At 69.3% G+C, this 24,080-nt stretch carries 22 protein-coding genes and 3 tRNA genes; 12 read left to right on the top strand and 13 right to left on the bottom strand.

From position 1 onward, the window contains the following. The 5 genes from G328_RS0105010 (at position 1) to G328_RS0105030 (ending at position 5,412) form a co-directional block, all read left to right on the top strand. A complete protein-coding gene (locus G328_RS0105010) occupies positions 1 to 1,014 on the top strand; it encodes a sugar phosphate isomerase/epimerase family protein (RefSeq protein ID WP_019618252.1) in 1,014 nt (337 codons plus the stop codon). A 73-nt stretch (positions 1,015 to 1,087) separates the two neighbouring features. Then, positions 1,088 to 2,341, top strand: coding sequence for a glycosyltransferase (locus tag G328_RS14295; protein ID WP_040904879.1), 1,254 nt, complete (start codon positions 1,088 to 1,090; stop codon positions 2,339 to 2,341). Next, positions 2,334 to 3,089, top strand: a complete 756-nt coding sequence (locus G328_RS14300) for a PIG-L deacetylase family protein (RefSeq protein ID WP_019618254.1) — start codon at positions 2,334 to 2,336, stop codon at positions 3,087 to 3,089. Before G328_RS14295 ends, G328_RS14300 begins: the two co-directional genes overlap by 8 nt. Before the next feature lie 13 nt (positions 3,090 to 3,102). Beyond that, entirely contained in the window at positions 3,103 to 3,897 is a 795-nt protein-coding gene (locus G328_RS0105025; RefSeq protein WP_019618255.1) for a fructosamine kinase family protein, read from the top strand. A 42-nt stretch (positions 3,898 to 3,939) separates the two neighbouring features. Continuing rightward, the gene (locus G328_RS0105030) at positions 3,940 to 5,412 is read left to right on the top strand and encodes a hypothetical protein (RefSeq protein WP_187325732.1); all 1,473 of its coding nucleotides are present in this window, start codon (positions 3,940 to 3,942) and stop codon (positions 5,410 to 5,412) included. Between the two features lie 16 nt (positions 5,413 to 5,428). Here the strand turns inward: G328_RS0105030 and G328_RS15740 are convergent, their stop codons facing one another. After that, positions 5,429 to 5,980 carry a hypothetical protein gene (locus G328_RS15740; RefSeq protein ID WP_019618257.1) on the bottom strand — a complete coding sequence of 184 codons (552 nt, stop codon included), beginning with the start codon at positions 5,978 to 5,980 and terminating at the stop codon, positions 5,429 to 5,431. Positions 5,981 to 6,204: 224 nt separating this feature from the next. Between G328_RS15740 and G328_RS0105040 the strand changes: the two genes are divergently transcribed. The 3 genes from G328_RS0105040 (at position 6,205) to G328_RS0105050 (ending at position 8,096) form a co-directional block, all read left to right on the top strand. Continuing rightward, entirely contained in the window at positions 6,205 to 7,224 is a 1,020-nt protein-coding gene (locus G328_RS0105040; protein WP_019618258.1) for a DUF222 domain-containing protein, read from the top strand. Then, positions 7,221 to 7,493, top strand: a complete 273-nt coding sequence (locus G328_RS16710) for an HNH endonuclease signature motif containing protein (RefSeq protein WP_019618259.1) — start codon at positions 7,221 to 7,223, stop codon at positions 7,491 to 7,493. Before G328_RS0105040 ends, G328_RS16710 begins: the two co-directional genes overlap by 4 nt. Before the next feature lie 102 nt (positions 7,494 to 7,595). Next, on the top strand, positions 7,596 to 8,096 hold the full coding sequence (locus G328_RS0105050; RefSeq protein WP_019618260.1) for a DUF2087 domain-containing protein: 501 nt from the start codon (positions 7,596 to 7,598) through the stop codon (positions 8,094 to 8,096). Positions 8,097 to 8,153: 57 nt separating this feature from the next. On the opposite strand, the gene G328_RS0105055 is transcribed toward G328_RS0105050, so the two are convergent. The 4 genes from G328_RS0105055 to G328_RS0105070 all read right to left on the bottom strand — a co-directional run bounded on the left by G328_RS0105055 (position 8,154) and on the right by G328_RS0105070 (position 11,049). Next, positions 8,154 to 8,230: transfer RNA gene (locus G328_RS0105055), tRNA-Met, on the bottom strand. 29 nt (positions 8,231 to 8,259) lie between these two features. Then, positions 8,260 to 8,334: transfer RNA gene (locus tag G328_RS0105060), tRNA-Thr, on the bottom strand. Positions 8,335 to 8,438: 104 nt separating this feature from the next. Next, the gene (locus G328_RS15745) at positions 8,439 to 9,926 is read right to left on the bottom strand and encodes a M23 family metallopeptidase (RefSeq protein WP_019618261.1); all 1,488 of its coding nucleotides are present in this window, start codon (positions 9,924 to 9,926) and stop codon (positions 8,439 to 8,441) included. Positions 9,927 to 10,200: 274 nt separating this feature from the next. Next, complete coding sequence (locus tag G328_RS0105070) at positions 10,201 to 11,049, bottom strand: inositol monophosphatase family protein (RefSeq protein WP_235619845.1); 849 nt, start codon at positions 11,047 to 11,049, stop codon at positions 10,201 to 10,203. An 83-nt stretch (positions 11,050 to 11,132) separates the two neighbouring features. Here G328_RS0105070 and G328_RS0105075 point away from each other — a divergent pair. After that, positions 11,133 to 11,214, top strand: a tRNA-Tyr gene (locus tag G328_RS0105075). 108 nt (positions 11,215 to 11,322) lie between these two features. Here G328_RS0105075 and G328_RS0105080 read toward each other — a convergent pair. Together G328_RS0105080 and zupT are read right to left on the bottom strand one after the other, a co-directional pair. Next, positions 11,323 to 12,999 (bottom strand): DUF4261 domain-containing protein, encoded by a 1,677-nt coding sequence (locus G328_RS0105080; RefSeq protein WP_154651521.1) that lies wholly within the window; start codon positions 12,997 to 12,999, stop codon positions 11,323 to 11,325. Between the two features lie 118 nt (positions 13,000 to 13,117). Beyond that, positions 13,118 to 13,906 carry a zinc transporter ZupT gene (gene zupT / locus G328_RS0105085; RefSeq protein ID WP_019618264.1) on the bottom strand — a complete coding sequence of 263 codons (789 nt, stop codon included), beginning with the start codon at positions 13,904 to 13,906 and terminating at the stop codon, positions 13,118 to 13,120. Between the two features lie 90 nt (positions 13,907 to 13,996). Between zupT and G328_RS0105090 the strand changes: the two genes are divergently transcribed. Together G328_RS0105090 and cls are read left to right on the top strand one after the other, a co-directional pair. Beyond that, the gene (locus G328_RS0105090) at positions 13,997 to 14,485 is read left to right on the top strand and encodes a YajQ family cyclic di-GMP-binding protein (protein ID WP_026339662.1); all 489 of its coding nucleotides are present in this window, start codon (positions 13,997 to 13,999) and stop codon (positions 14,483 to 14,485) included. Positions 14,486 to 14,504: 19 nt separating this feature from the next. Beyond that, entirely contained in the window at positions 14,505 to 16,055 is a 1,551-nt protein-coding gene (cls, locus tag G328_RS0105095; RefSeq protein ID WP_019618266.1) for a cardiolipin synthase, read from the top strand. Positions 16,056 to 16,060: 5 nt separating this feature from the next. Here cls and G328_RS0105100 read toward each other — a convergent pair whose 3' ends face one another. The 3 genes from G328_RS0105100 to G328_RS0105110 are packed head-to-tail and all read right to left on the bottom strand — an operon-like array spanning position 16,061 to position 19,318. Next, positions 16,061 to 17,422, bottom strand: coding sequence for an FAD-dependent oxidoreductase (locus tag G328_RS0105100; RefSeq protein WP_019618267.1), 1,362 nt, complete (start codon positions 17,420 to 17,422; stop codon positions 16,061 to 16,063). A gap of 37 nt (positions 17,423 to 17,459) precedes the next feature. Further along, entirely contained in the window at positions 17,460 to 18,575 is a 1,116-nt protein-coding gene (locus tag G328_RS0105105) for a polyprenyl synthetase family protein (protein ID WP_019618268.1), read from the bottom strand. 35 nt (positions 18,576 to 18,610) lie between these two features. Then, positions 18,611 to 19,318 (bottom strand): class I SAM-dependent methyltransferase, encoded by a 708-nt coding sequence (locus tag G328_RS0105110; RefSeq protein ID WP_019618269.1) that lies wholly within the window; start codon positions 19,316 to 19,318, stop codon positions 18,611 to 18,613. Between the two features lie 127 nt (positions 19,319 to 19,445). On the opposite strand from G328_RS0105110, the gene G328_RS0105115 reads away from it, so the two are divergent. Continuing rightward, positions 19,446 to 20,747 carry an isochorismate synthase gene (locus tag G328_RS0105115; RefSeq protein WP_026339664.1) on the top strand — a complete coding sequence of 434 codons (1,302 nt, stop codon included), beginning with the start codon at positions 19,446 to 19,448 and terminating at the stop codon, positions 20,745 to 20,747. Here the strand turns inward: G328_RS0105115 and G328_RS0105120 are convergent. From G328_RS0105120 to G328_RS15750, 3 genes are read right to left on the bottom strand one after another with little or no spacing between them, the layout of a single operon-like run. Next, on the bottom strand, positions 20,744 to 21,619 hold the full coding sequence (locus tag G328_RS0105120; protein WP_019618271.1) for a PPK2 family polyphosphate kinase: 876 nt from the start codon (positions 21,617 to 21,619) through the stop codon (positions 20,744 to 20,746). The genes G328_RS0105115 and G328_RS0105120 overlap by 4 nt on opposite strands. A gap of 58 nt (positions 21,620 to 21,677) precedes the next feature. Further along, the gene (gene menD, locus G328_RS14315; protein WP_019618272.1) at positions 21,678 to 23,561 is read right to left on the bottom strand and encodes a 2-succinyl-5-enolpyruvyl-6-hydroxy-3-cyclohexene-1-carboxylic-acid synthase; all 1,884 of its coding nucleotides are present in this window, start codon (positions 23,559 to 23,561) and stop codon (positions 21,678 to 21,680) included. Continuing rightward, positions 23,558 to 24,058, bottom strand: a complete 501-nt coding sequence (locus tag G328_RS15750) for a PLDc N-terminal domain-containing protein (RefSeq protein ID WP_019618273.1) — start codon at positions 24,056 to 24,058, stop codon at positions 23,558 to 23,560. The genes menD and G328_RS15750 overlap by 4 nt, the downstream gene beginning before the upstream one ends. Positions 24,059 to 24,080 lie beyond the last annotated feature (22 nt).

Consider the following 24,080-nt stretch of genomic DNA (forward strand, 5'->3'; position numbering starts at 1 on the left):
ATGCGACTCGGTCTCTACAACGCGATCCTCCACGACCGCCCGCTGCCCGAGGCGATCAAGGTCATCGCCGACCTCGGGCTCACCGGCATCGAGCTGAACACGGGCGGGTTCCTGCCCGCCGTGCACGTGCCGACGTTCGACGACATCCTCGTGAGTGACACCGCGCGCGACGACTTCCTCGGCCTGTTCGAGGGCACGGGCGTCGAGATCGCGGGCCTCAACTGCAACGGCAACCCGCTGCACCCGAACCGCGAGATCGGTGACAAGCACGCCGAAGACATTCGCCGCAGCATCCGCCTCGCCGAGCGCCTCGGCCAGCACCGCGTCGTGACGATGTCGGGCCTGCCGGGTGGCGAGCCCGGCTCGAGCCGTGTGAACTGGGTCGTCAACGCCTGGAACTCGGCGGCGCTCGGAGTGCTCGACTACCAGTGGGACATCGTCGCGAAGTTCTGGCGCGAGACCGACCGGCTCGCGCGCGACAGCGACGTGAAGGTCGCCCTCGAGCTGCACCCGCAGAACGTCGTCTTCAACTGCGCGAGCGTGCACCAGCTCATCGACCTCACGGGCGCGACGAACGTCGGCGTCGAACTCGACGCCTCGCACCTGTTCTGGCAGCAGATGGACCCGGTCGCGGTCGTGCGCCACCTTGGCGAACTCGTGTTCCACGCGGCGGCGAAGGATGTGCGCGTCAACCCCGAGTGGGCGCAGCTGAACGGCGTGCTCGACAACAGCTTCCGCCGCCTCGACCCGGCGGAGCCCCGTACGAACCTCGGCGGCGACGAGTGGGCGAACGAGTGGCCGAAGGAGTCGGCGTGGGACTTCGTCGCCCTCGGCAAGGGCCACGACGTCGCGTACTGGACCGAGTTCCTTCGCGCGCTGCACGAGGTCGACCCCGACATGCTCGTGAACATCGAGCACGAGGACGTCGAGCTCGGCCGCATCGAGGGCATCGAGGTTGCCGCTGACGTGCTGAAGGCGGCCGACGCGGCGCTCGAGGCAGAGCTCGCGAAGTAGAACCATGACGAACGGGCCCCGGTGTTCGCGCGCGGCGCACTCCGGGGCCCGTTCGTCGCGGTAGCGTCGCAGCATGACTTCTGACGCAACCTCGGTGGCGCCGCTGCGGATCGCGTTCGTCGTGCTCCACACCTCCCCCACCGACGAGCCCGGCACGAAAGACGCCGGCGGCATGAATGTCGTCGTGCGCGCACAGGCCGAGGTGCTCGCCCGCGCCGGGCACCGGGTCGAGCTCATCACGCGCCGCCAGAGCCCCGACTGGCCCGCCGTCGCCGAACTCGCGCCGAACCTTCGGCTGCACGCGCTCGACGTCGGGCCAGCCCGCACGATCGAGAAGGGCGAGCACGAGGCGCTCATTGACGAGTTTCGGGATGCGCTGGTCGAGCTGCTCCGCGAACTGCCGGTCGATCTCATCCACGGCGAGCACTGGTTCTCGGGCATCGCGGCGCTCCCGGTCGCACGCGATCTCGGCATTCCGTTCGTGCAGAGCTTCCACTCGATCGCGGCCGACAGCGCGCTTCCGCTTTCGGCGGGCGAACGGGCGGAGTCGCCCGGCCGGCTCGCCGGCGAGGCTCGGCTCGCGAAGGAGTCGTGCACCCTCGTCGTCATCAGCGAGGCAGAGCGGGAGACCGCGATCGAGCGCCTCGGCGCCGACCCCGCCCGGGTCGACATCGTGCCGCCCGGCGTCGACACCGACCTCTTCTTCCCCGAGACCGCGCAGCGCGAGCACCGCGACCGCCCGCGCGTCATCGTCGCCGGCCGCCTGCATCCGCTCAAGGGGGTCGACCTCGCGATCGACGCCCTCGCCGAGATTCCCGAGGCGCTGCGCCCCGAGCTCGTCGTGGTCGGCACGCCGCCACCCGACTCGGTCGCGTACGAGCGCTCACTGCACGAGGCAGTCTCACGGCACGGGCTTGGCGACTGGGTGCGCTTCAGCGGCGCCCTCTCGCGCGCCGGCTTCGCCGCCGAGATGCGGCGCGGCGACCTCGTGCTCATGCCCTCGCACTCCGAGACGTTTGGGCTCGTCGCGCTCGAGGCGGCGGCCTGCGGGCTCCCCGTCATCGCGTACCGCTCGGGCGGGCTGCAGGAATCGGTGCTCCACGACCGCACCGGCCTGCTCGTCGACACCCGCGAACCGGCCGACTGGGCCCGCGCGATCGAGCGCGTGCTCGGCGACGCGGCGCTGCGCGAACGGCTCGCGGGCGCAGCCCTCGCCCACGCCCGTGACATGACGTGGGAGGCCTCCGCGGCCGCGCTCCTCGACGTCTACTGCGGCCTCATCAACTGCGCCGACCGAACCCGCACCGAGGTGACGGCGCATGCCTAACGTCGCGGGGCCACTCGCGGGCGTCCGCCGCGCGCTCGTCGTGCACGCGCATCCCGACGACGAGGTGCTCGCGGGCGGCGCGCTTCTGCGGGAGTTGCACGAGAACGGCGCCCGCGTCGCGCTCGTGACCTGCTCGCGCGGCGAGGCCGGCGAGATCGTCGCCGGCGTGCTCCCTTCTGACACGTCTGAGGCCGAGCTCGCCGCCGTGCGGGAGCGCGAGGTGCGCGGCTCGGTCGCGGCGCTCGGCATCGACGCCCACTACTGGCTCGGCACGCCGCCGGCGCGCGGGGCGGGGGCGGATGCGCGCGCCTACCGCGACTCCGGCATGCGGTGGGTGCGCCCCGGCGTCGCCGGACCCGCCGACACCACCGACGACCGCTCGCTCACCGCCGCACCCCTCGCCGAGGTCGTGGCCGATCTCGCGGCCGCGCTCGCCCTCGAGGCGCCCGACCTCATCATCAGCTACGACGACGCGGGCGGCTACGGGCATCCCGACCACGTGCGGGCGCGCGAGGCCGCGCTCGCCTGCGCGCGCGAGGCGGGCGTCCCCTTCGCGGAGCTCATCGAGCAGCCCGACGTGCCCGGCACGACCTGGTACCAGCTGTCGCGGCACCGGCATGCGGTGCTCGCGGCCCTGCGCAGCCACCGCACGCAGCTCACGGTCGCGGTCGACGGCGAGAGCCTCGTGCACTCGGGCGGGCAGCGGCAGGCCGTGACGACCGATATCGGTTTGCGGCTCGTCGACTGAGGAGGCCAGGACGATGCGCACCTTCACGAAAACGAGCGGAAACCTCCTCGGCGAGGCCGCCGGCCTGCGCTGGCTCGCCGAGGCCGAGCCGCACGGCGGCGCTGCCGTCGCGCGCATCCGGTCGGTTGACGAGCATCGGCTCGTACTCGACTACGTCGAGTCGGCACCACCGACGGTCGACCGGGCGCGCAGGTTCGGTGCGGCCCTCGCTCAGACGCACGCGGCGGGCGCCGAGTGGTGGGGATGCGCGGCGCCGGGCTGGGAGGGCGGCGACGCGTTCGGGCAGTCGCGCACCCCGATCGTGCGCGATCGCGACCGGGCGCCCGAGTCGTGGGGCGCGTTCTACGGCGAGCTGCGCATCCGCGTGTTTGCCGAGCGGCTGCGCGACCGCGGCGCGATCGACGCCGACGAGTTCGCGGTGTTCGACCAACTCGCGGAGCGGCTCTGCGCCGGCGAGTTCGATGTGCCGCAGCCGTCGCTCGTGCGCGACGCGGGGTTTGACGTCGCCCGCTGCCACGGCGACATGTGGTCGGGCAACGTGCTCTACGACGCCGGGCCGACCGGCGCGACGCTCATCGATCCCTTCGCGCAGGGCGGGCACGCCGAGACCGACCTCGGCACGCTTGCCGTGTTCGGGTTCTCGCACCTCGACGAGGTCTACCGCGGCTACGACGCCGCGTCGCCCCTCGCCGATGGCTGGGCGGAGCGCATCGATCTGCACCGGCTCGGCATTGTGATCATGCACGCGCATATCTTCGGCGGCGGCTACGTCGGCGAGGCCCTGCGGCTCGCGAAGCGCTACGACTAGACTCGCCGGCGCCGGGGCTCGCCCGCCGGTTTGGAGGATTCGATGTCTCGCCGTACGCACACTCGTGTGACCGCCGTCATCGCGGCGATCGCGCTTCCGTTCGTGGGGCTCGTTGGCTGTAGCGCCGACGACCTGCGCATCACGCCCCGTGCCGAGGCCGCTCCGCCGACCGTGCTCGACGCCGAGGACGCGAGCGCCGCATCCATCGCCGCGAGCGAGCAGCTGTTCGAGTCGAGCGGCCTCGTGTTCGTCGCGACGGCCGGCTACGAGGCGCAGCTCGCCGACGATGCGGTCGCGGCGGGTGCGCCGCTGCTCGTCGACGGGGCCGGGCTTCCCGCCGAGCTCGAGCGGCTCGGCGTTCGCGTCGTGGTGCACGCGAGCGACGACTCGCCAGAAGGCGCCGGCGAGTTCGAGCAGGTGTCGATCAACGGCGACGCCGACCCCGCGACCACCGACCTGCCCGACGTCGAGCGCGGCGAGCCGAGCGTATCCGCAGTGCTCTTCACGGATGAGGACGCGCCAGCTGCGGCCGTCGCGCCGAAGGCGTCGGTCGAGGCGGTGGGCGGCAGCGTCGAGGTGCTGCCGGCCGGCGACCCGCGCACGTCGAGCGAGACCGTCGCGATCGCGCGCGACCACGCCGACGCGACCGTGCTCGCGATCGGGGCGGAGTTCGGCGAGACGGAGACGTTCGCGGCACGATTCGCGACCGCCGCGACCGCGACCGAAGTCCCCGGCGGGGGCATGCTGCCGCTCGACGACCGCATCCTGGTCGCCGACTACGGGCATCCCGGCGATGGCGCGCTCGGGGTGCTTGGCGAGCACGACCTCGACTGGGCAGTGCGGGACGTGAAGGAGCGGGCCGCCGAGTATCAGGCGCTCACCGACACGCAGGTGGTGCCGACATTCGAGATCAGCGCGACCGTCGCGAGTGCGTCGGCGGGCGATGATGGCGACTACTCGTCAGAGAGCGACGTCGAGTCGCTGCGCCCGTGGATTGACCGCGCCGCCGAGGAGGGCATCTACGTCGTGCTCGACCTGCAGCCGGGCCACACCTCGTTCCTCGACCAGGCGAAACTGTACGAGGAGCTGCTGCGCGAGCCGAATGTCGGCCTCGCGCTCGACCCCGAATGGCGGCTCGCGCCCGGCGAGCAGCACATGGTGCAGATCGGCAGCGTGAGCGCCGACGAGGTGAACGCGACGCTCGACTGGCTCGCCGACCTCACCGCCGAGCACCAGCTGCCGCAGAAGGCGGTCGTGCTGCATCAGTTCCGCGGCGACATGCTCGAAGATCGCGACGAGATCGACACGAGCCACGACGAGTTGCGGCTCGTCGTGCACGTTGACGGCCACGGCACTCCCCCGCTGAAGTTCGAGACGTGGAACGCGCTCGTCGCCGACCTGCCCGACGGCATACTGCTCGGGTGGAAGAACTTCATCGACGAAGACACCCCGACGTTCACGCCGGCCGAGACGCTCGCGGTCGAGCCGCAGCCCTCGCTCGTGACGTATCAGTAGGGGGCTGTCGGGCCGGTTAGTAGTACTCGACCGTGTAGGGGATGTCGAGGATGTTGTAGAAGATTCGCTGCTGCGACTCCTGGAGCATGTTGAAGAGGTCCCAGGGCAGGGCTGTCTGGCTTGCTGAGTCGGCCCCGACACTTCCGCTCGTCGTCGGGGTGACGTCGGGGCTTGAGTCGATCACCCCGTCGCTGTTCGTGTCGATCAGCGTGGCGTCGAAGACTCCGTCGAGGTCGGTGTCGAGATAGGCCGTGTCGAGCAGGCCATCGCCGTTCGTGTCGCTGAACGCGACGTCGACGATGCCGTCGCCGTTGCTGTCGACGTACACGTCGCTGATTCCGTTCTGGTCGCTGTCGTAGGCGTACGACTCGAAGTAGCCATCGGCGTCGGCGTCGTATCGGTAGAAGTCGGCGATGCCGTCGCCGCTCGTGTCGATGCCGATCGTCTCGAAGTAGCCGTCGGCGTCGAAGTCGTTGAGGGAGTAGTCGGCCACGCCGTCACCGTCGTCGTCGTAGAGCAAGCTCTCTGCGTAGCCGTCACCGTTTTGGTCCCAAGCCCATTCGAACATGGTGCTCACCTGATTCCGTGGGGAGGGATTCCGCCGTTGGAATCCGTTGCTGGTTTGATGCGCGCGGGGGCGCGAAAGTTCCCCGACGGATGCGCGAGTTCCGCGTGGTTGTACGGATCGCGGGGTGGTTGTGGCCGCCGCGATCGGCGTGCACGTTTCCATGTCGGAGGCTCGTGGTGTGATGAATTCATCGAGCAAGCACGCGCGAGAAAGGAGCCGGGCCGATGAGCGCATCCACCGCAGTCAACGCGACGCCGCACGACGACGAGCTCGACGCCGCCCTCGCGCAGATTCTTTGCGCGCACATTGAGGCGACGCTCGCCGAGGCGCGCATCTCGGCCTCGAAGATTCGGATGTATGCGGCGCTCTACCTCGCGGCCGAGCAGCGCACGGCGCGCGACTGTGCACCCTCGATTTCGGCGAGCGACCGGCAGCGCGAGTTCGCGCGGCACCTGCGGTCGATGGCGGGCGAATATGCGGCGTCGAAGCAGCTGTCTGACGTCACGATCGTGAACCGCGCCCACAGCGCCCACGACCTCGTCACGAAGTTCCCCGACTGGCTCGACTCGCTCGCCGAGGGTGAGGTGCAGGCCTGGCACACGCGCGCCCTCCTCGCGCACCACACACCGCTCGATCCCAAGCAGTACGACGAGTACGGCCGCCTCGTGCTGCGGCATGCTCGCTCGCACACGGTGCACTCGACCGAACTGTTCGCGAAGGCGACCGCGGCGAAGCTCATGCGCGAGGCGCACGAAGAGGCGTACCGCCGCGAGTTCGAGCGGCGGCGCGTCACGGTTGAACCGGCCGACTTCGGCATGTCGTACCTCACGGCCTACCTTCCCTCAGCCGCGGCCGCGGCCATCGACGCCGTGCTCACGCAGGATGCGCGGGCGCTGCGCATCGGTGGGCACGCGGTTGCTGGCGAGCAGGGTGACGGTGAGCAGGAGGCAGAGGCGGATCCGCGCACGATCGCGCAGCTGCGCACCGACGTGTTTACCGATCTCCTGCTTACCGGGACTCCGCAGGCGATCCTGGACAGTCCGTCGGCCGGTGCCGCTCGGGTGACGGCCACCGTGAGCCTCGTCGTGCCCGTGCTCGCGCTGCGCGACCCCGAGCTCGGCGGCGCATTCTCGCGAGCGGGCGGATGCGGCGCGCAGGGTGGGGTCCCGATGCTCAACGGCGTGCAGCCGCTCAGCGCCGAGGAGGCGCGCGAGTGGGCCGCCGATGCCGAGCTCGAGACATGACGTGCCGCTTCCCCGGCTGCCGACGGCCGGCACGAGCGTGCGACACCGACCACGCGACGGCCTGGGAGCACGGCGGCAAGACGCGCGAGAACAACCTCGAGCAGCTCTGCGACGTGCATCACGGGCAGAAACATCACAAAGGCTGGTCGGTCGAGCATCTCGGGGGCGGGGTGCTCGTGTGGAAATCGCCGCTTGGGCAGGTCATCACCATGGTTCCCGAGCCGCCCGGTCCACAGTTCGCGCCGCTCGAAGAACCGCCGCCGTTCTAGCTGCGTGGGGTTCGGCCCCGCCGAGTTGGCCCGCCGTTGTTCCGATCACTACCGTTGGTCGGAGCAACGATGCGGCATGCAATGAGGCGGGGAGGATGAGTTATGGCTGCGGAGTGGCGCAACGTCATCGCACTGTTTGTGAACGAACAGACTCGGCACGTGGCCGGACGGCTGCTTGCGGGCGAATCGGTGGACCCCGAAGCGCTCGAGCTCTCGCCGTCGCGTCGGCGACACGTCGTGACCGCCATCACGAACTCGGGAATTGCTGCTCTGACCGACGACGGCGTGCTCGCGCTCACTCCCGACGTGTTTCCGCGGCTGCTCGCAGAGGGTGCGCGCCCGGCACGCACCGGCATCGCTCGGTTTCTCGTGAACGACCGCATCGTCACGTATCCGTCTGCGCCGGCCGAACGCGAAGAACTCTTACGTTGGGTGCGTGATCGCGCGATCGGCGTCGATGAGACCCTCACCGAATCCGAGCTGAACGACCGGCTCGCAAAGTTCCACGACGATGTCGCCGTATTGCGTCGCTACCTGGTCGATTTCGAGCTGCTCGAGCGCCGACCGGATGGCGCCGAGTACCGCCGCGTTCGTGAGGTATAACGAGAAACACCCCCGACCAACCGCATCCAAAAATGCGTGCTGATCAGGGGTGAAGCGTGGTAGCAGGAGCGGGGCTCGAACCCGCGACCTCACGATTATGAGTCGTGCGCTCTCACCAACTGAGCTACCCTGCCACGGGCTCAGCTGCCGGTCTAGCAACTGATGGAGCCCCGAGCCAGGATTGAACTGGCGACCCCTTCCTTACCATGGAAGTGCTCTACCACTGAGCTATCGGGGCGGAACCACAGGCGACTTCTCGCTTGGGCACCAGAGGAGCTTAGCACAGGAGAGGATCCCTGCCGCAACTCCCGCGGCTATTCAATTTTCAGTCTGTTTCGACGCTTACTCGGCGTCGATCTTGCTCACGAAGAGCTCGTCAATGAGCGCCGTGCTGGCGGCGTCGTCGAGCTTCTCGTCGGCGCCGAGGCCGACGTTCGCGGTGAGCTCGGTCGGCATCTCGGTCTTCACGCCCTCGACGTTGACCTTCTCGAGGAACGTCACGGGGTTCACGTACTGACCGTTCACGTGCACCTCGAGGTGCAGGTGCGGGCCGGTCGAGATACCGGTGTTGCCGACGCCAGCGAGCTCGTCACCGACCTGCACTTCCTGGCCCTCTTCGACCACGATGGTCGACGGGTCAAGGTGCGCGTAGAGCGACGTGACGTGCTGGCCCTCAATGACGTGCTCGACCTCGATGAAGTAGCCGAGCGACGACGAACCGGTGTCATCAACGCGCTTGACCACACCATCCGCGATCGAACCGATCGGGGTGCCCTCGCCGGGCGTGAGGTCCTGGCCACCGTGGAACGCGGAGGTACCAGCGGGGCCGTTGCGCGGGCCGTAACCGTCGGTGAGCTGCACGCCCATCGGGAAGGGCCACTGCACGTTCGCCGTGATGTCGTTCGTGTAGGTCGAGCTGTCGGGCAGCTTCACGCCGTTCGCGAGGTTCGCGGCCGCGGCGGTGCCGATCGAGGTAACCGCCGTCGCATCCTCAACGCGAGTCGTGCTGTGCTCGTGCGCCTGCGCGTCGACCGAGAGGGTCTGCGCGGCAACGTCAGCCTCTGCAGCGCTCGTGTCGGCGGCCTGCGCCGACTCGTCGCCCTGCGAGTTGAGCGCGCCGATCGCGGCGGCCGAACCCGTGCCGAGCACGACCGTGCCGGCGAGGAAGCTCAGCGCGACCATCGAACCGCCAAGGCGGCCCGCGCCGCTGACGCGAGTGCGGAACGGCAGCACCGTCGCGTTCGCGTCGTCGGATACGCGCAGGAAGGCGGCGGGAATCTCCGGCTCGTCGGCGGGAGCCGCGGGCACCGGGTTGTCGTTGAACTCGGCGCGCGAGGTGCGCACCTCTTCAAGCGAGATAACCGGCGCGATGGTGATGAGCCCGGTCGACGGGTTGAGCGTCTCGACGACCTCGGGCTCGAAGTTGGTGACGTGCTCGTCGGCCGACTCGGCCTCGACGATCTCGACCGTGTCTGCTTCAACGGCAACAGGCGCGGCAGCAACCGTCGGCGCGGGTGCGTCGGTGACGGCAACGAGCACGGGTGCCGGCTTCGCGGCGACCTCGGCGGCCTTCTGCGTTGCGGCGGCGAGCTGTGCCTCGCGAGCTGCGGCGCGCTCACGCTCGCGAATCTCGCGGCGGGTCAGCGGCTGCGCTTCAGCGGGCTTCTCGACCTCGGCGACGACCTCGGGAGCCTCAGCCTCAACAGCGGGAGCTTCGGCCGCGGCGCGCTGCGCCAACAGTGCGGCACGCTCGGCAGCACGCTCACGCTCGCGAAGCTCTCGTCGCGTCAGCGCGGGGGCTGACGGCTTCGAGTCGAGGGCGTCGGTCATTGCGTAGCTGCTCCAAGTGGGGGAAATCGGTTCCGAGCGAATCGGACCAGCCAAGCATAACGATAAAGTCACGAAAAGGACAAGGGAAAGTCACGATTTGGTAAAAGTCCCTGATCAGGGCGGGTCTTGGAGTGTGATCTGAAGATAACGATCGAGGACTCCACGCGCGAGATCGCGCCCAAAACCAGGGTCTAGCCTAGCCCCAGATGCGCCGTGAACCAAGCCCGACACGTGGGCGTGTCCCGCGCATCCGTGCCCGAGAGCAGCCGCCCCGCTACGCGAGCAGCCCGGGATCTGTCGCCTCAGCGAGCAGTTCCCGCAGCTGCGCGGCAACGGCGGGATGCGCCGCCACCAGCCCGCGACGCCCCTCGCGTTCGTCGGCGCGCAGGCCGGTCACCTCGGCGCCAGCCTCGCGCGCAACGAGGGCGCCGCCAGCGAAGTCCCACGGATTGATGCCGAACTCGTAGTACGCGTCGACGCGGCCGGCGGCAACATTGCAGAGGTCGAGCGACGCGACGCCGAGGCGACGCAGGTCACGCACCTCGCCGATCACGCGCTCGAACGTGCGGGCCTGCATGACGCGGCGCTCGGCGCGGTACGAGAAGCCGGTGGCGACGAGCGTGCGCTCGAGGTCGGCCGGGCCAGCACCCAGCACGAGCGGCTCGCCGTTGAGCCAGGCGCCGCCGCCCGCGATCGCCGTGAACGTGTCGCCAAGCTCCGGGCTCACGACCGCGCCGACCAGGATCTCGAACTCCGTCGGCTCGACGCCCGGGTCGCCGAGCACCCCTGCGATCGACACCGAGTAGTTCTGTAGTCCGTAGAGATAGTTGACCGTGCCGTCGATCGGGTCGACGACCCACGTGAGGCCCGAGCGCGATTCGGCCGCGCCCGTCTCTTCGCCGAAGAATCCGTCGTCGGGTCGTGCCTCGGCGAGGCGGGCGCGAATGAACCGCTCGCTCTCACGGTCGACCTCGGTCACGACGTCGACGCTCGACGACTTCGTGTCGGCGACCGAGATGCCGTCGCGGCGTCGGCGCTCAACGAGCGCGGCCGCCTCAGTGGCGACCTCGGTGGCAAGGGCGAGAAGTTCGGGAAGCTGCGCGCGGATGCTCGAATCGGTCACGTCGCGAACGTAGCAGTCAGAACGGCGTGCGCGGAAGCCGCGATTGTGTGTAAACTCGTCCGGTACGCTCACGCGCACAACCCGGCTAGTTGCCCGAGCGGCCAAAGGGATCTGACTGTAAATCAGACGGCTCAGCCTTCGGGGGTTCGAATCCCTCACTAGCCACATTCCGCACCACCATGCGGAACACAGCCCCTAGCAAGCTGAAATCTCAGTAAGCTAGGGGCTGTTTTCGTGTGGCCGGGCACCCAAACCGGGCACCTCCCGACGCGACTACGGCGTCGTCAACGCCGTAACTTCATCGCCCTCACCGAACGATGACGCCGTCACCTGCGCTACCAGCTTGGCATTGTGCTCGTCGCCGAGGGTGTCGCCCGACTCGAGATCGGTTCCCGAGGCGACCACGTACGACGCCGTGTTCACGAGTACGTCGCGAACAGTGGTGGCGGGCATGCCCGAACCCGGCTGCACTTCAATCTCGCGGTGACCGAACGCATCCAGGCCGCCGGTGAAGCCGAACGCACCGGATCCGTCAGCGTCATCGCCCTCGATGTTCAACGACACCCACAGCAGGGTCGGTGGCTCGGGAAGGATGCGCTTTGCATAGTCGCGGAACACGTACGGTGCGATGACGTGGCCGGCTGAGCGCACCAGCACCGCGCGGCAGTCGGAGTCGACGCCGAGCAGTGATGCGACGACACGCGTCACGAGCACCGAGTGCGCGACCATAGCCTGCCGCTCGCTCGGTTCCGACTCCCCCGAGCGAATCGCGGCGACATAGATCTGTTGGTCGACGTCGTGCGGCACAGCGAGATTGGGCTGCCAAAGGTGGCTCGCTTCGACGAGTTCCCCAAGCGGCAGATTCTGGGGCGACGCGGTGTTCGCGAGCGCAACCATGCGGTTGCCCACCTGCAGCAGAATCGTGCCGTCCTCATCGCTCAACGTCTTGACCTGCCCCTCGAGCTCGGGCCAGTCACGCTCGAGCTGGCCGATCAGCGCATCCACCGAAATCGGCGACGCCGACGTGCGACGCATCACCATCGCGACAATGCCGGGGTCGTTCGCGTCATTGGTGTCGCTGGGCTGATCGGCGCCGGGGTCGGATGCGGCAGGTGCGGATGCAGCAGGTGCGGATGCAGCGGCCGCGGCCGCATCACTGGCCGGCACCGCCTCGACCCGCAGCTTCAGCTTGCGCTTGCCGTCGTCAGTGCTCGACAGCTCGGCAACGCGCACCGGCGGGGCATCATTGAGCGCGAGCGGCACCAGCTGCCCGGCCTCGAGCTCGGCGCCGTGCTGCAGCAGCCACATACCAATGTTGAACACGACTGCCGAGGTCGTGCGCGCATCAAACCGGCCGCCGCGCAGCTCGATCTCGGGGAGCGCGTAGAGATACATGCCGCGCGTGAAGCCATCGATGCCGGCCTCCCCCTCGCCCAGGATGATCTGCACGGCGAGTTCAAACGACCACTTGCCCGGGTTCTCGCTCAGCCGGGAGAGCCAGCTCGGGTGAATCAGACTGTTGCCGCCGTTGATACCGACGAACGCCGTTTCAGGGTGCAGTTCTACCAGCGTCGACGTGACCATGCCGAGCAGCGTCACCTGCCCCTGCTGCTGGTCGCGCTCCGACTCCTCTGGGTCGGGCTGCAGGTTCTGTACGACTACCGTGATGATGTGTTCGGCCTGCGGAATCGGCGCATCCTGCGGCCAGAACGGTCGCGCCATGAGGTCTGCCTCGGAAAGCTGCAGTCCACCTTCGACTTCGTGGGCGCGCAGCCCGACCAGGTAGGTGCCGAGCAAGAACCGCACGTCGAAATCCTGCAGCTGTTCGGCAGGCGGGAACACCACGGCGTCGCGCGAAAAGTTCCACTGGGCACAGAGTCGCTCCACGATCGCATCGGCATCGAGCGTCGCCGGGCGCTCGGTGAAGGTCAAGAAGCTGGCTACCGACACGGGGGAACTCACTTTCGAGGAGGAAACGGTGCCTCCACGCTACGAACTCACCGGCCCCGACGCGAGCACCGGGAGCGTGACACCGCCTACATATCCCGAGGGATGCTCGGCAGGGCGGCTACAACAGTAAGACGAGACTGACGGCCATGACCGCCATGCCGGCGATCACGCCGTAGATCGCGAGGTGGTGCTCGCCGTACTCCTCCGCGCTCGGCAACAACTCGTCGAGCGAGATAAACACCATGATGCCGGCGATGGCCGCGAAGACGAGACCGAGCAGCGTGTCCGACATAAAGGGGAACAGCACCAGGTAGCCGATGAGCGCGCCGGCCGGCTCGGCCAGGCCCGACACCGACGACCAGGTGAGCGCCTTGGCTCGCGAACCCGTCGCCTGGTACACCGGCACGGCGACCGCGAGGCCCTCGGGGATGTTGTGCAGGGCGATCGCCACCGCGACCGAAATCGCAATCTCGGGCGACTGCAAGCCCGCCATGAACGTCGCGAACCCCTCGGGGAAATTGTGGATCCCCAGGGCCACCGCGGTCATAAGGCCGGTGCGCATGAGCGCGTGCTTGCGATGCTTGTCGCCGATCGTGCCCGGCTCGTGCGGGTTCACCGCTGAGGGCACGAGGTGGTCGATGATCGCGATCGCCGCGATGCCGCTGAAGAAGCCAAGCACCATGAGCCAGTTGCCGGGCACTTCGCCGTGCACCCCGGCCAGTGCGTCGCGACCTTTCGGCAGAATCTCGAACAAGGAGACGTAGATCATCACGCCCGCCGAAAAGCCGAGCCCGAGCGACAGCGTCTTCGTGCTGCCAGCCTTGCCGAATACCCCGAGGACACCGCCGATCGACGTGGCGAGGCCCGCACCCAACGTCAGCGCGAACGCCACCAGCACCTCGTGCATCCAACCACCTTCGGAATCGATCGCAGAACTGCACCTAACGATAGGCCCCGCACCACAACCCGCACACTCGCGGCAACGTACGATGGCAGCATGGCTGATTCCTCCTTTGATGTTGTGAGCAAGGTCGATCACATGGAGGCCGCGAACGCGGTCAACCAGGCGAGCAAGGAGATCTCGCAGCGGTATGACTTCCGTGACGCGGGCGCGTCGATCGACCTCACCGATACGAAGTTCCTCATGAAGGCGGTCAGCGAAGATCGCGTGCTCGCGGTGCTCGACGTGCTGCAGTCGAAGCTAATCAAGCGCGGCATCTCGCTGAAGTCGCTCGACACCGGCGAACCCTTCCTTTCGGGCAAGGAGTACCGCCTCGAAGCGACCCTCAAGGAGGGCATCGACCAGGCCAACGCGAAGAAGCTGTCGAAGCTCATTCGCGACGAGGCACCGAAGTCGGTGAAGTCGCAGATTCAGGGCGACGAGCTGCGCGTGAGCTCGAAGAGCCGCGACGACCTGCAGGCGACGATGCAACTGCTCCGCGGCGCCGACGTCGACCTCGACCTGCAGTTCGTCAACCTGCGCTAGCGCGCGGGACACCGCTCGCATGATCACGACCGAGGCGGCCGACAGCGGCGGCATCTGGCTCGGCCCCCTGGGCTATTGGGGCTTCGGCGACAGCACGTGGTGGATCACCCTCGTGGGCATCACGAACTTCGCGATCGTCCTGATCATGCTGTTCACGGTCGGCAAGAACCGCCGCCCGACGACCGCCGTCGCCTGGCTGCTCACCGTCACGCTCATCCCCTACGTCGGGCTGCTGCTGTTCGCGATGTTCGGCAGCAACCACCTGCCCCGCTCCCAGCGCCGTAAGCAGGCCGAGTTCGACGACCTGATTCGGGATACGACGCAGGGCTTCGACGACCGCGTCACGACCACGATGCCGAACCGGTTTCGGCAGGTCGCCCGCCTCGCCCGCGAACTCACCGCGATTCCGCACCTGCCCGGCAACCGCATCCAGATTCACACCGAGTACGACGCGACGATCCGCGAACTCGCGCACGAAATCGACCGCGCCGAACAGTACGTGCACGTGCTCTTCTACACGATGGGCTACGACGACGTCACCGAGCCGTTCTTCGACGCTATCGAGCGGGCCCGCGACCGCGGCGTGACGGTGCGCGTGCTCTTCGACCAAATCGGCACCGTGCGCTACAGCGGCTACCGCAAGCTGCGCTCCCGCCTGCGGGAGATCGGCGTCGACTACCACCACCTCTACCCCGTGCTGCCCTGGAAGGGCGGCTGGCAGCGGTTCGACCTGCGCAACCACCGCAAGCTGCTCGTCATCGACGGGCGAATCGGCTGGGTCGGCTCGCAGAACGTCATCGCCCGCGACTATCACAAGCGCGGCAAGCCGGGCGAGAAGAAGCTCTGGCAAGACGTCATGCTGCGCGTGCAGGGCCCGATGGCGATCGCGCTCGACTCGGTGTTCCGCAACGACTGGTACCTCATCACAAACGACCTGCTCGAAGACGCTGTCGACCCGACGCAGCAGGACTTCATCGACGACCTCGCGCGCGACCGGCTTCACGGCGACAACGAGGGCGCGTACGACTGCCAGCTCGTGCCGTCAGGCCCCGGCTATGAGAACGAGAACAACCTCCGCATCTTCGTGCAGCTGCTCTACCTCGCGCGCAAGCGCGTCGTCATCGCCACCCCGTACTTCGCGCCCGACGACTCGATGCTCTACGCGATCACGACCGCGGCGCAGCGCGGCGTCGAGGTCGAGCTCTACGTGTCGGCGAAGGGTGATCAGTTCTTCATTCAGCACGCCCAGCAGTCGTTCTACGACCAGCTGCTGCGCGCTGGGGTGCGCATCCACCGCTACAACGAGCCGTACATCCTGCACGCGAAGCACATGACGGTCGACGACGAGGTGTCGTTCGTCGGGTCGAGCAACCTCGACATGCGCTCGTTCACCCTCAACGCCGAGCTCATGCTGCTCATCTACGGGCGCGCATTCGCGGCACGGATGCACGAGGTCGAGGAGTCGTACCGCGCGTCGTCGAAGGAGCTCACGCTCGAAGAGTGGCGGCAGCGCCCCTGGTACCGCGAGGCGGCCGACAACGTCGCCCGCCTCACCTCAGTCGTGCAGTAGCGGAGCTACGCCTCGTCGCGCGAGATGCGGAGCATGTCGTCGCGGCAGACGACCTTCACGCGCTCGCGCCCCTCGGGCTCGCCGAGCGACTGCTCGTGCGCGTCGAGTCGGTGCCAGCCGTCGAGGTTCGTGAAGCGCACCTGGCGCTCCTCGAGCAGCGCGACGATCTCGTCGTCGTCGAGCACGGTGGGCTGCCACCAGCCCGAGGGGTCGCCGAGAATCTGCTCGACCGTCTCGCGCGCATCCGACTTAGTCGCGCCGATGAGGCCGACGGGGCCGCGCTTGATCCAGCCGGTCGCGAAGAGGCCCGGCACGCGCTCGTGGTTGCCGTCGATGACGGCGCCGGCGTCGTTCGGCACGACGCCGCGCTGCTCGTCGAAGGGCACGTCGTCGAGGGGCGAGCCGAAGTAGCCGACGGCGCGGTACACCTGGCCGACGGGGATGTCGCGGGTTTCGTCGGTGTCGCGCACGCCGCCGTCAGCGGTCGGCTCGGTGCGCACGACGCGCAGCGCCGAAACACGGCCGTTCTCGGTGACGACCTCGTCGGGGCGCGCGTAGAAGTGCAGGTGGATGCGCCGGGGCGCCTCGTTCGTGACCTGCGCGTCGCGCCACTTGCCGAGGATGCGGCTGATCACGAGAATCTGCTTGTTCTTCTTTGCGGCCTCGTCGGCTTCGGGGTCGCGGTCGAAGTCCTCTTCGGCGACGACGATGTCGACGCCCGGCACCTCGCCGAGCTCCCGCAGCTCGAGGGGCGTGAACTTCACCTGCAGCGGGCCGCGACGGCCGAAGACGTGGACGTCGGTAACCTGCGTGCCCTTCAACCCCTCGTAGACGTTCGCGGGGATCTCGGTCGGCAGCATGTCGTCGGCGTGCTTCGCGAGCACGCGCGCGACGTCGAGCGCGACGTTGCCGTTGCCGATCACCGCGACCGAGCTCGCGTCGAGCGGCCACTCGCGGGGTGCCTCGGGGTAGCCGTCGTACCAGTTCACGAAGTCGGCGGCACCGAACGAGCCCTCGGCGTCAATGCCGGGGATGTCGAGGTCGGCGTCGTAGAACGCGCCGGTCGCGAAGATGACGAGGTGGTAGCGCTCGCGCAGGTCGTCTAGCGTGAGGTCGGTGCCGAAGTTCACGTTGCCGAACACGCGAATGCGGCCCGAGTCGAGCACGTCGCGCAGCGCGTTCACGACGCCCTTGATGCGGGGGTGGTCGGGCGCAACGCCATACCGCACGAGCCCGTAGGGCGCGGGGAGGCGCTCGAAGAGGTCGATCGAGACTTCATAGGCGCCTTCGGCTTCTTTCGTGAGGATGTCCGAGGCATAAATACCTGCGGGGCCTGCGCCGATGACGGCTACGCGAAGTCGCGACATGAACTCTCCTTCTGAAGTGGGGACGCGGCGGTCGCCGCTAAAACTCTCGGTCGACGAGACGCTGTGCGAACTCTCGCAGCGCTTCCTTGACGACACCCGAGGGCAACACCTCGAGCGCGTCGGTCGCGCGGCGCACGTACTCGTGAGCCGACTCGACGGTCTCGCGGGTGACGTCGTGGTCGCGCAGTTCGGCGATGATCGCGTCGACCTCGGCCGCGTCGGTCGTGACGGCGCCGGGCCGCGCGAGGCTCTGGTCGGCGCTGCCGGGCTCGCTGCCGAACACGCGGGTGCGGATGCGCTCGAGCAGGTCGGCGGCCGCCGCATCCCCCGCCGCGGCGCGGCGTTCGAGCAGCAGCACCGGGAGCGTCTCGACGCCGGCGCGGAGGTCGGTACCGGCGCGCTTGCCGGTCGTCTCGGCGGCGGGCGAGAGGTCGATGACGTCGTCGACGATCTGGAACGCAACACCGACGGCCTCGCCGTAGTCGCGCATCGCGGAGCGGAACTCGAGGGGCGCGCCCGACAGCAGCACGCCGTACTCGCTCGCGGCGCCGATGAGCGAACCGGTCTTGTCGGCGAGCACGCGCAGGTAGTGCTCGATGCGGTCGGCGCCCTCGGCGGGCCCGATCGTCTCGTGCATCTGCCCGAGCACGAGCCGCTCGAACACGGTTGCCTGCAGGCGAATCGCCTCGGCGCCAAGGTGCGAGAAGATCTGCGACGCGCGGGCGAACAGCAGGTCGCCGGCGAGAATCGCGGTCGAGTTGCTCCAGCGCAGGTGCGCGGCGGTGACGCCGCGGCGCAGGGTCGCCTCGTCCATGACGTCGTCGTGGTAGAGCGACGCGAGGTGGGTGATCTCGACGGCGGCGGCCGCCTCGTCAAGCTGCTGGCTGACGGGCTCGTCGCCGAGCTGCGCCGCGAGCAGCACGAGCATGGGGCGAAGGCGCTTGCCGCCCGCGCTCATGAGGTAGGTCGTGGTGGTCTCGGCGACCTGGTCGGCGTAGCGCACCTGCTCGCGCAGCACGCCCTCGACGCGCTCGAGACCCTCGTCGAGGGTCGCCTTGAGCTTGCGTTCGGCGGGCTTGCCGAACAGCTGCTTCGCGAACCCAGCGCCGATCGCGCCGTGTGCGGGGCGGCGCGCCGAAGTCGAGGCGGTCACGTAGTCTCCTGGAGCTAGCGAGTGGATGCGGCGGGTTAGCCGAGGGGTTTGGTTCCGCGGTGCAGCGCGACGATGCCGTACGTGAGGTTGCGGTGCGCCACGTCGGTGTAGCCGACCTCGCGCAGCCAGCCGGCGAACGTGCGCTGGTCGGGCCATGCCTGAATCGACTTGAACAGGTAGCGGTAGGCCTCGGGGTCGCTCGACACGAGGCGCACGACGGTGGGCATCGCGACGTTCATGTACGTGTCGTAGCCCCAGCCGACGAGCCCGTTCGTGGGGTGCGAGAACTCGCAGACGACGATGCGGCCGCCCGGTTTCGTCACGCGGAGCATTTCGGCGAGCGCGCGCTTCGGCTCCTGCACGTTGCGAATGCCGAAGCTCACGGTCGTGACGTCGAACGTGTTGTCGTCGAAGGGCAGCTGCGTCGCGTCGCCCTGCTGGAACGTGATGTTCGGGTGGTCGCCGTGGCGCTCGATCGCCTCGCCGATCATGCCGTGCGAGAAGTCGAGGCCCGTCACCTCGGCGCCCTCGTCGGCGAGAATTCGCGTGACGGTGCCCGTACCGCAAGCCACATCGAGGATGCGCGTGCCGGGTTGCGGGTCGATCGCGCGCCGCGTGCGCATGCGCCAGTACGGGGTGACGCCGAGCGAGAGCACGTCGTTCGTCAGGTCGTACCCGCGGGAGACGCGGTCGAACATCGACGAGACGTCGTCGGGTCGCTTCGCGAGGTCGGGTTGAGTCACCCGAACAGTCTAGGTCACCGCCAGGAGCGGGGCACGGCCAAGAGCGAGGCCGGGCCAGGAGCGAGACCAGGTCAGGAGCGTGGCCCGGTCAACGACGGGCACGGCCGCGCGATACCCTTCTGGGGTGATGACTGCTCCTCGGCTGCGCGTGCGCACGCGGCGCATCGCCGACCCGGGCGCGCTGCTGCGGCTCGCGGCGAACCCCGGCCCGGCGCAGCGCCGGGAGCTTTCGGCCTGGCTGCGGCGCGGCGACGGCCTCGTCGGCCGCGGCGAGGTGTGGCGTCAGTCGTTCTCGGGCGAGCGGCGGGTGGCGGATGCGCGCGACGCGTGGGCCGCGCTCGTCGACGCCGCGGAGGTGTCCGACGACGTGCAGGTGCCGGGCACCGGACTCGTCGCGTTCGGCGCGTTCGCGTTCGCGGCGTCGAGCGCCGCCGAGAGTGTGTTGCGGGTTCCCGAGCTCGTCATCGGCCGGCGCGGCGACGTGTCGTTCGTGACGCGGGTGACGCTCGCGCACGATGACGATCTCAACGATGAGGCGCTCGGCGACACTGGTACGGCACAGCTGCCCGTGCTGGCGCCGATCGGCGAGGTCTCCCCCGTCGAGTTCCGCGAGGGCGAGATGACGCGCGAGCGCCACCGCGCCGCGGTCGCCGAGGCGGTCGCGCGCATCGAGGCGGGCGAGCTCTCGAAGGTCGTCGTCTCGCGCGACCTCGTCGGCGACCTCGACCCGGCCACCGACCTGCGCGCCGTGCTCGACCGGCTCACGCGCGCGTATCCCGAGACTTGGACCTACGCGGTCGACGGCCTGCTCGGCGCGAGCCCCGAGATGCTCGTGCGGGTGATCGACGGCGCCGTCACGGCGCGCGTGCTCGCCGGCACGACCCCGCGCTCGGCAGACCCCGACGCCGACCGGGCGGCCGCCGAAGCGCTCGCCGCGTCGAGCAAGAACCGCGAAGAGCACCGGTACGCGATCGAGTCGGCGTTGCGCTCGCTCGGCTCGCTCGACCGCCACGACGAGCCCGAGGCGGGCCTCACCGCCTCCCCCGAACCGTTTCTGCTCGAGCTGCCGAACGTGTGGCACCTCGCGAGCGATCTGCGGGGCACGCTGCCGCGCGACGCGAGCGTGCTCGACCTCGTCGCGGCGCTGCACCCGACCGCCGCGGTCGGCGGTACCCCGCGCGCCGAAGCACTCGAGCTCATCGAACGCCTCGAGCCCTTCGACCGGATGCGGTACGCCGGCCCCGCGGGCTGGCTCTCGGCTGCGGGCGACGGCGAATGGGTCGTCGCGCTGCGCGGCGCCGAGTTCGGCGACGGCCGCGTCACCGCGTTCGCGGGCGGCGGGATCGTCGCCTCGAGCGACCCCGACGAGGAGTTTGCCGAGACACTGCCGAAGCTGCGGCCGATCGTCGAGGCGCTGACCGGGAGTTAGCTGTTCTTCAGGCGCTCAAGCTCGGTCTCGGGGTCGAAGTCGGCCTTCGGCCACTCGAGGTCGAGGCCGCGCAGCGTGTTGAGCAGCAGGCCCTTCACGAACAGCCGCGAGAACCACTTGCGGTCGGCGGGCACGACCCACCAGGGCGCCTCGGGGGTTGCAGTGCGCTGAATCGCGATCTCGTAGGCGCGCTGATAGTCGTCCCAGAGCTCGCGCTCGTCGATGTCGCCGGTGTTGTACTTCCAGTGTTTGTCGTCGCGCTCGATGCGCTCGCGCAGCCGTTCCTCCTGCTCGTCCTTCGAGATGTGCAGGAACACCTTCACGACGCGGGTGCCGTTCTCGACGAGCTCCCGCTCGAAGTCGACGATCGCGCCGTAGCGACGCTCGATCTCATCGGCTGGCGCAAGCTCACGAACGCGCTGCACGAGCACGTCCTCGTAGTGCGAGCGGTCGAACACCCCGATGAAGCCGGGGTCGGGCACGCGCTTGCGGATGCGCCAGAGGAAGTCGTGCGCGAGTTCTTCGTCGGTCGGGCGCTTGAACGACGCGAGCTGCAGGCCCTGCGGGTCGACCGACCCGAACACGTGCCGAATAATGCCGCCCTTGCCCGCCGTATCCATGCCCTGCAGCACGAAGAGCACGCTCGGCGCCTCGGGGTCGTCGACCCGCGCCTTCGCGTACATGCGCTCCTGCAGGTCGGCGAGCTCTTTGTCGCGCACGGTGAGGAGCTCCTCGCCGATCTTCTTCTCGTTCTTTTCGGCGGTGAAGCCCGGGGTGTCGTTCGGGGCGAGGTCGGTCAGCGCGAAGCTGTCGTCGGTGACGCGCGCCGTGAGGGCATCTTCGAGATCGATGTAATCGGTGATGTCAGCCATGGCGAGAGCCTACCCACGCCCGCCTGGCGGCCGCCGTACGCGCCTACGTCGTACACGCCTACTCGGCGTCGAGCGGCACCTCGATGATCATGCGCGGCGACGTCTGGTCGGTGAGCGCCTCCTCGAGCTGCGACCGGGTCGCGGCGCGCCGGTAGCCCCAGCCGTACGCGTCGGCGAGCGCCTCGATGTTCAGTTCGCGGCCCGTGCGCATGACGCGGTCGAACGCGCCCGGGTCGGCGGTCGCGGCGACCTCGAGCCCGTCGAAGATCGTGCCGCCGTGGTCGTTGCCGACGATGATCTGCAGCCGCGGCGCATCCTCCCCACCCTGCATGACGAGCAGCGAAGAGGCGTCGTGCGCAAACGCGAGGTCGCCGAGCAGCACCCGGGTGAGGCCCGCGCGGGCCGTGAGGTCGTCGCCGTGCTGGCTCGCGTCGGCGACGCCGAGCGCGGTCGCGATCGTGCCGTCGATGCCGGCGAGGCCGCGGTTCGCGTGCACCCGCAGGCGCTTACCGGGGGCGCGGGCGTCGAGGTCGCGAATGAGGCGGGATGCGGCGACGACGAGCCGGTCGTGCGGCCACGTGTGACGCCAGACCGCGTCGACGAGCATCGGCCGCGTCACCGGCTCGCGCGATACCGCGAGCTCTTGTTGGCCGAAGCGCGCCCGCTCGCGGAAGTCGCGGCTGCGCGACGCCTCGACGTCGGGGGCGGCCGCGTCGGAGCCCCGCTCGGCGACGATGGCGCGCGACGCGTCGAGCCAACCGTTCAGCATGCGGTCGGCCTCGCGACGCAGCTGGAACATCTCGTCGCTCGCGCCGAGTCGGGTCGACCCGAACGCGAGCACCTTCACGCCGTCGACGTGTTCGGCCGTCGGGGTGGGCTTGAACTGTGGCACGCCGAGGCGGTCGACCACGATCACGCGCAGGCCGGGACGCTTCAGCAGCGCGTTCACCTCGCGGCTCAGGGTGGGATGCCCGAAGACGATCGCGAGCTCGAGCCCGTCGCGCAGGCCCGGCACGGGGCTCTCGGCGCCGAGCAGCTCACGGTAGGCGACGACGACGTTGCGGCCGAAGCGCGCGCCGCTCGAGACCTCGGCGATGAGCGGCCAGCCGCCCTGGCGGGCGACCCTTTCGGCCGCGGGGCCGGCGCCGTCGCCAGCGATGACGATGCCGAGGGGCCAGTCGGCCGGGTCGAGGCGCTCGGTGTCGAGGTGCGCCTCGCCCTCGTGCGCCGAGGCGCGCTGTCGCGGCGGCGGCGCCTGCTGCAGGGTTGCCTCGATCTGGGCGGCGAGCTCGGGGCTCACGCCGTGGCCGTCGAGCCGGCGGTCGCCGTCGGCGCCGGGCCAGAGCGCCTCGGCCGCGACGAGTTCCTCGGGAACCTCGTCGACGATCGGCTCGACGCGGTCGGAAAGATCGGGCACGGGGCCAGAGAGCGGCTCGCGGTAGGCGACGTTGAGGTGCCAGGCCGAGCGCGCCGTCGCGAGCTCCTTGCCGGCACCCGCCGCGAGCGCGAGGTCGAGTTCGCCGCCCTCGGGTGCCGCGAGGGTCGTCGTGTTGATGAGCGGGCCGAAGATGCCGCTCTGCACCGTCGTCTGGTTCGCGCCGGTGCCGATGAGCTCGCGCGGCCGATCGGCCGTGAGCGCGATGAGCGGCACACCCGCGTGGTGCGCCTCGAGCATCGCGGGGTGGAGGTTCGCGACCGCCGTGCCCGACGTCGTGATGACGGGCACCGGGCGGCCCGACTCGCGCGCGAGGCCGAGCCCGAAGAAGGCCGCGCTACGCTCATCCACCCGCACGTGCAGCCGAATCGCTCGCACCCGCTCGAGTTCGGCGGCGACGAGCGCGAGCGCCTGCGAGCGCGAGCCCGGGCAGACGACGATGTCGCGCACGCCAACGTTCACCGCAGCAACGAGGAGTTCGCTGGCCGCCGCGAGTGCCGCGCTCACGAGCGCGTGCCTTCGGAATCCTGGTCGGGGCCCTTGCCCTTGGTGTCATCGAGATTCGGCTCGCCGAGATCGCCCGCTCCAAGGTCGGTCGCGTCGGGGTCGACGTCGGGCGAGGTCGCATCGAGCGTCGGCACGGCGCCAGTGTGGTTCGAGGGGTGCTGGTCCATGCTCGTGCGGCGGGCCTGCGCGATCTCGTCGTCGAGCTTGCGCATCTCTTCTTCGAGCTCGGCGATGCGGGCGTCGTGTTCGCGGTCGTTGCCGATGCTGCGCAGGTAGTCGGTGTCGTTATCGGGCGCGCTCGCCTCGCTCGGCACGGGCCCCTTACCCATGAAGATCCACAGCAGCGGGCCGATGACCGGAAGCAGCAGCACGACCACGAGCCAGACGGGCTTGCGGAAGATTCGCGTGCGGTTGGCGTCAGACATCGCGCAGTCAACGATCGCGTACACCGTCAGCGCGACGGCGACGACAATAGCGAGAATGATCCAACGGCCCATACCCCGGGAGTCTACCGTCGCG

Origin of the sequence: [Zimmermannella] faecalis ATCC 13722, from assembly GCF_000381765.1 — a bacterium.
In the GTDB taxonomy this organism is placed as follows: Bacteria; Actinomycetota; Actinomycetes; order Actinomycetales; family Microbacteriaceae; genus Gulosibacter; species Gulosibacter faecalis.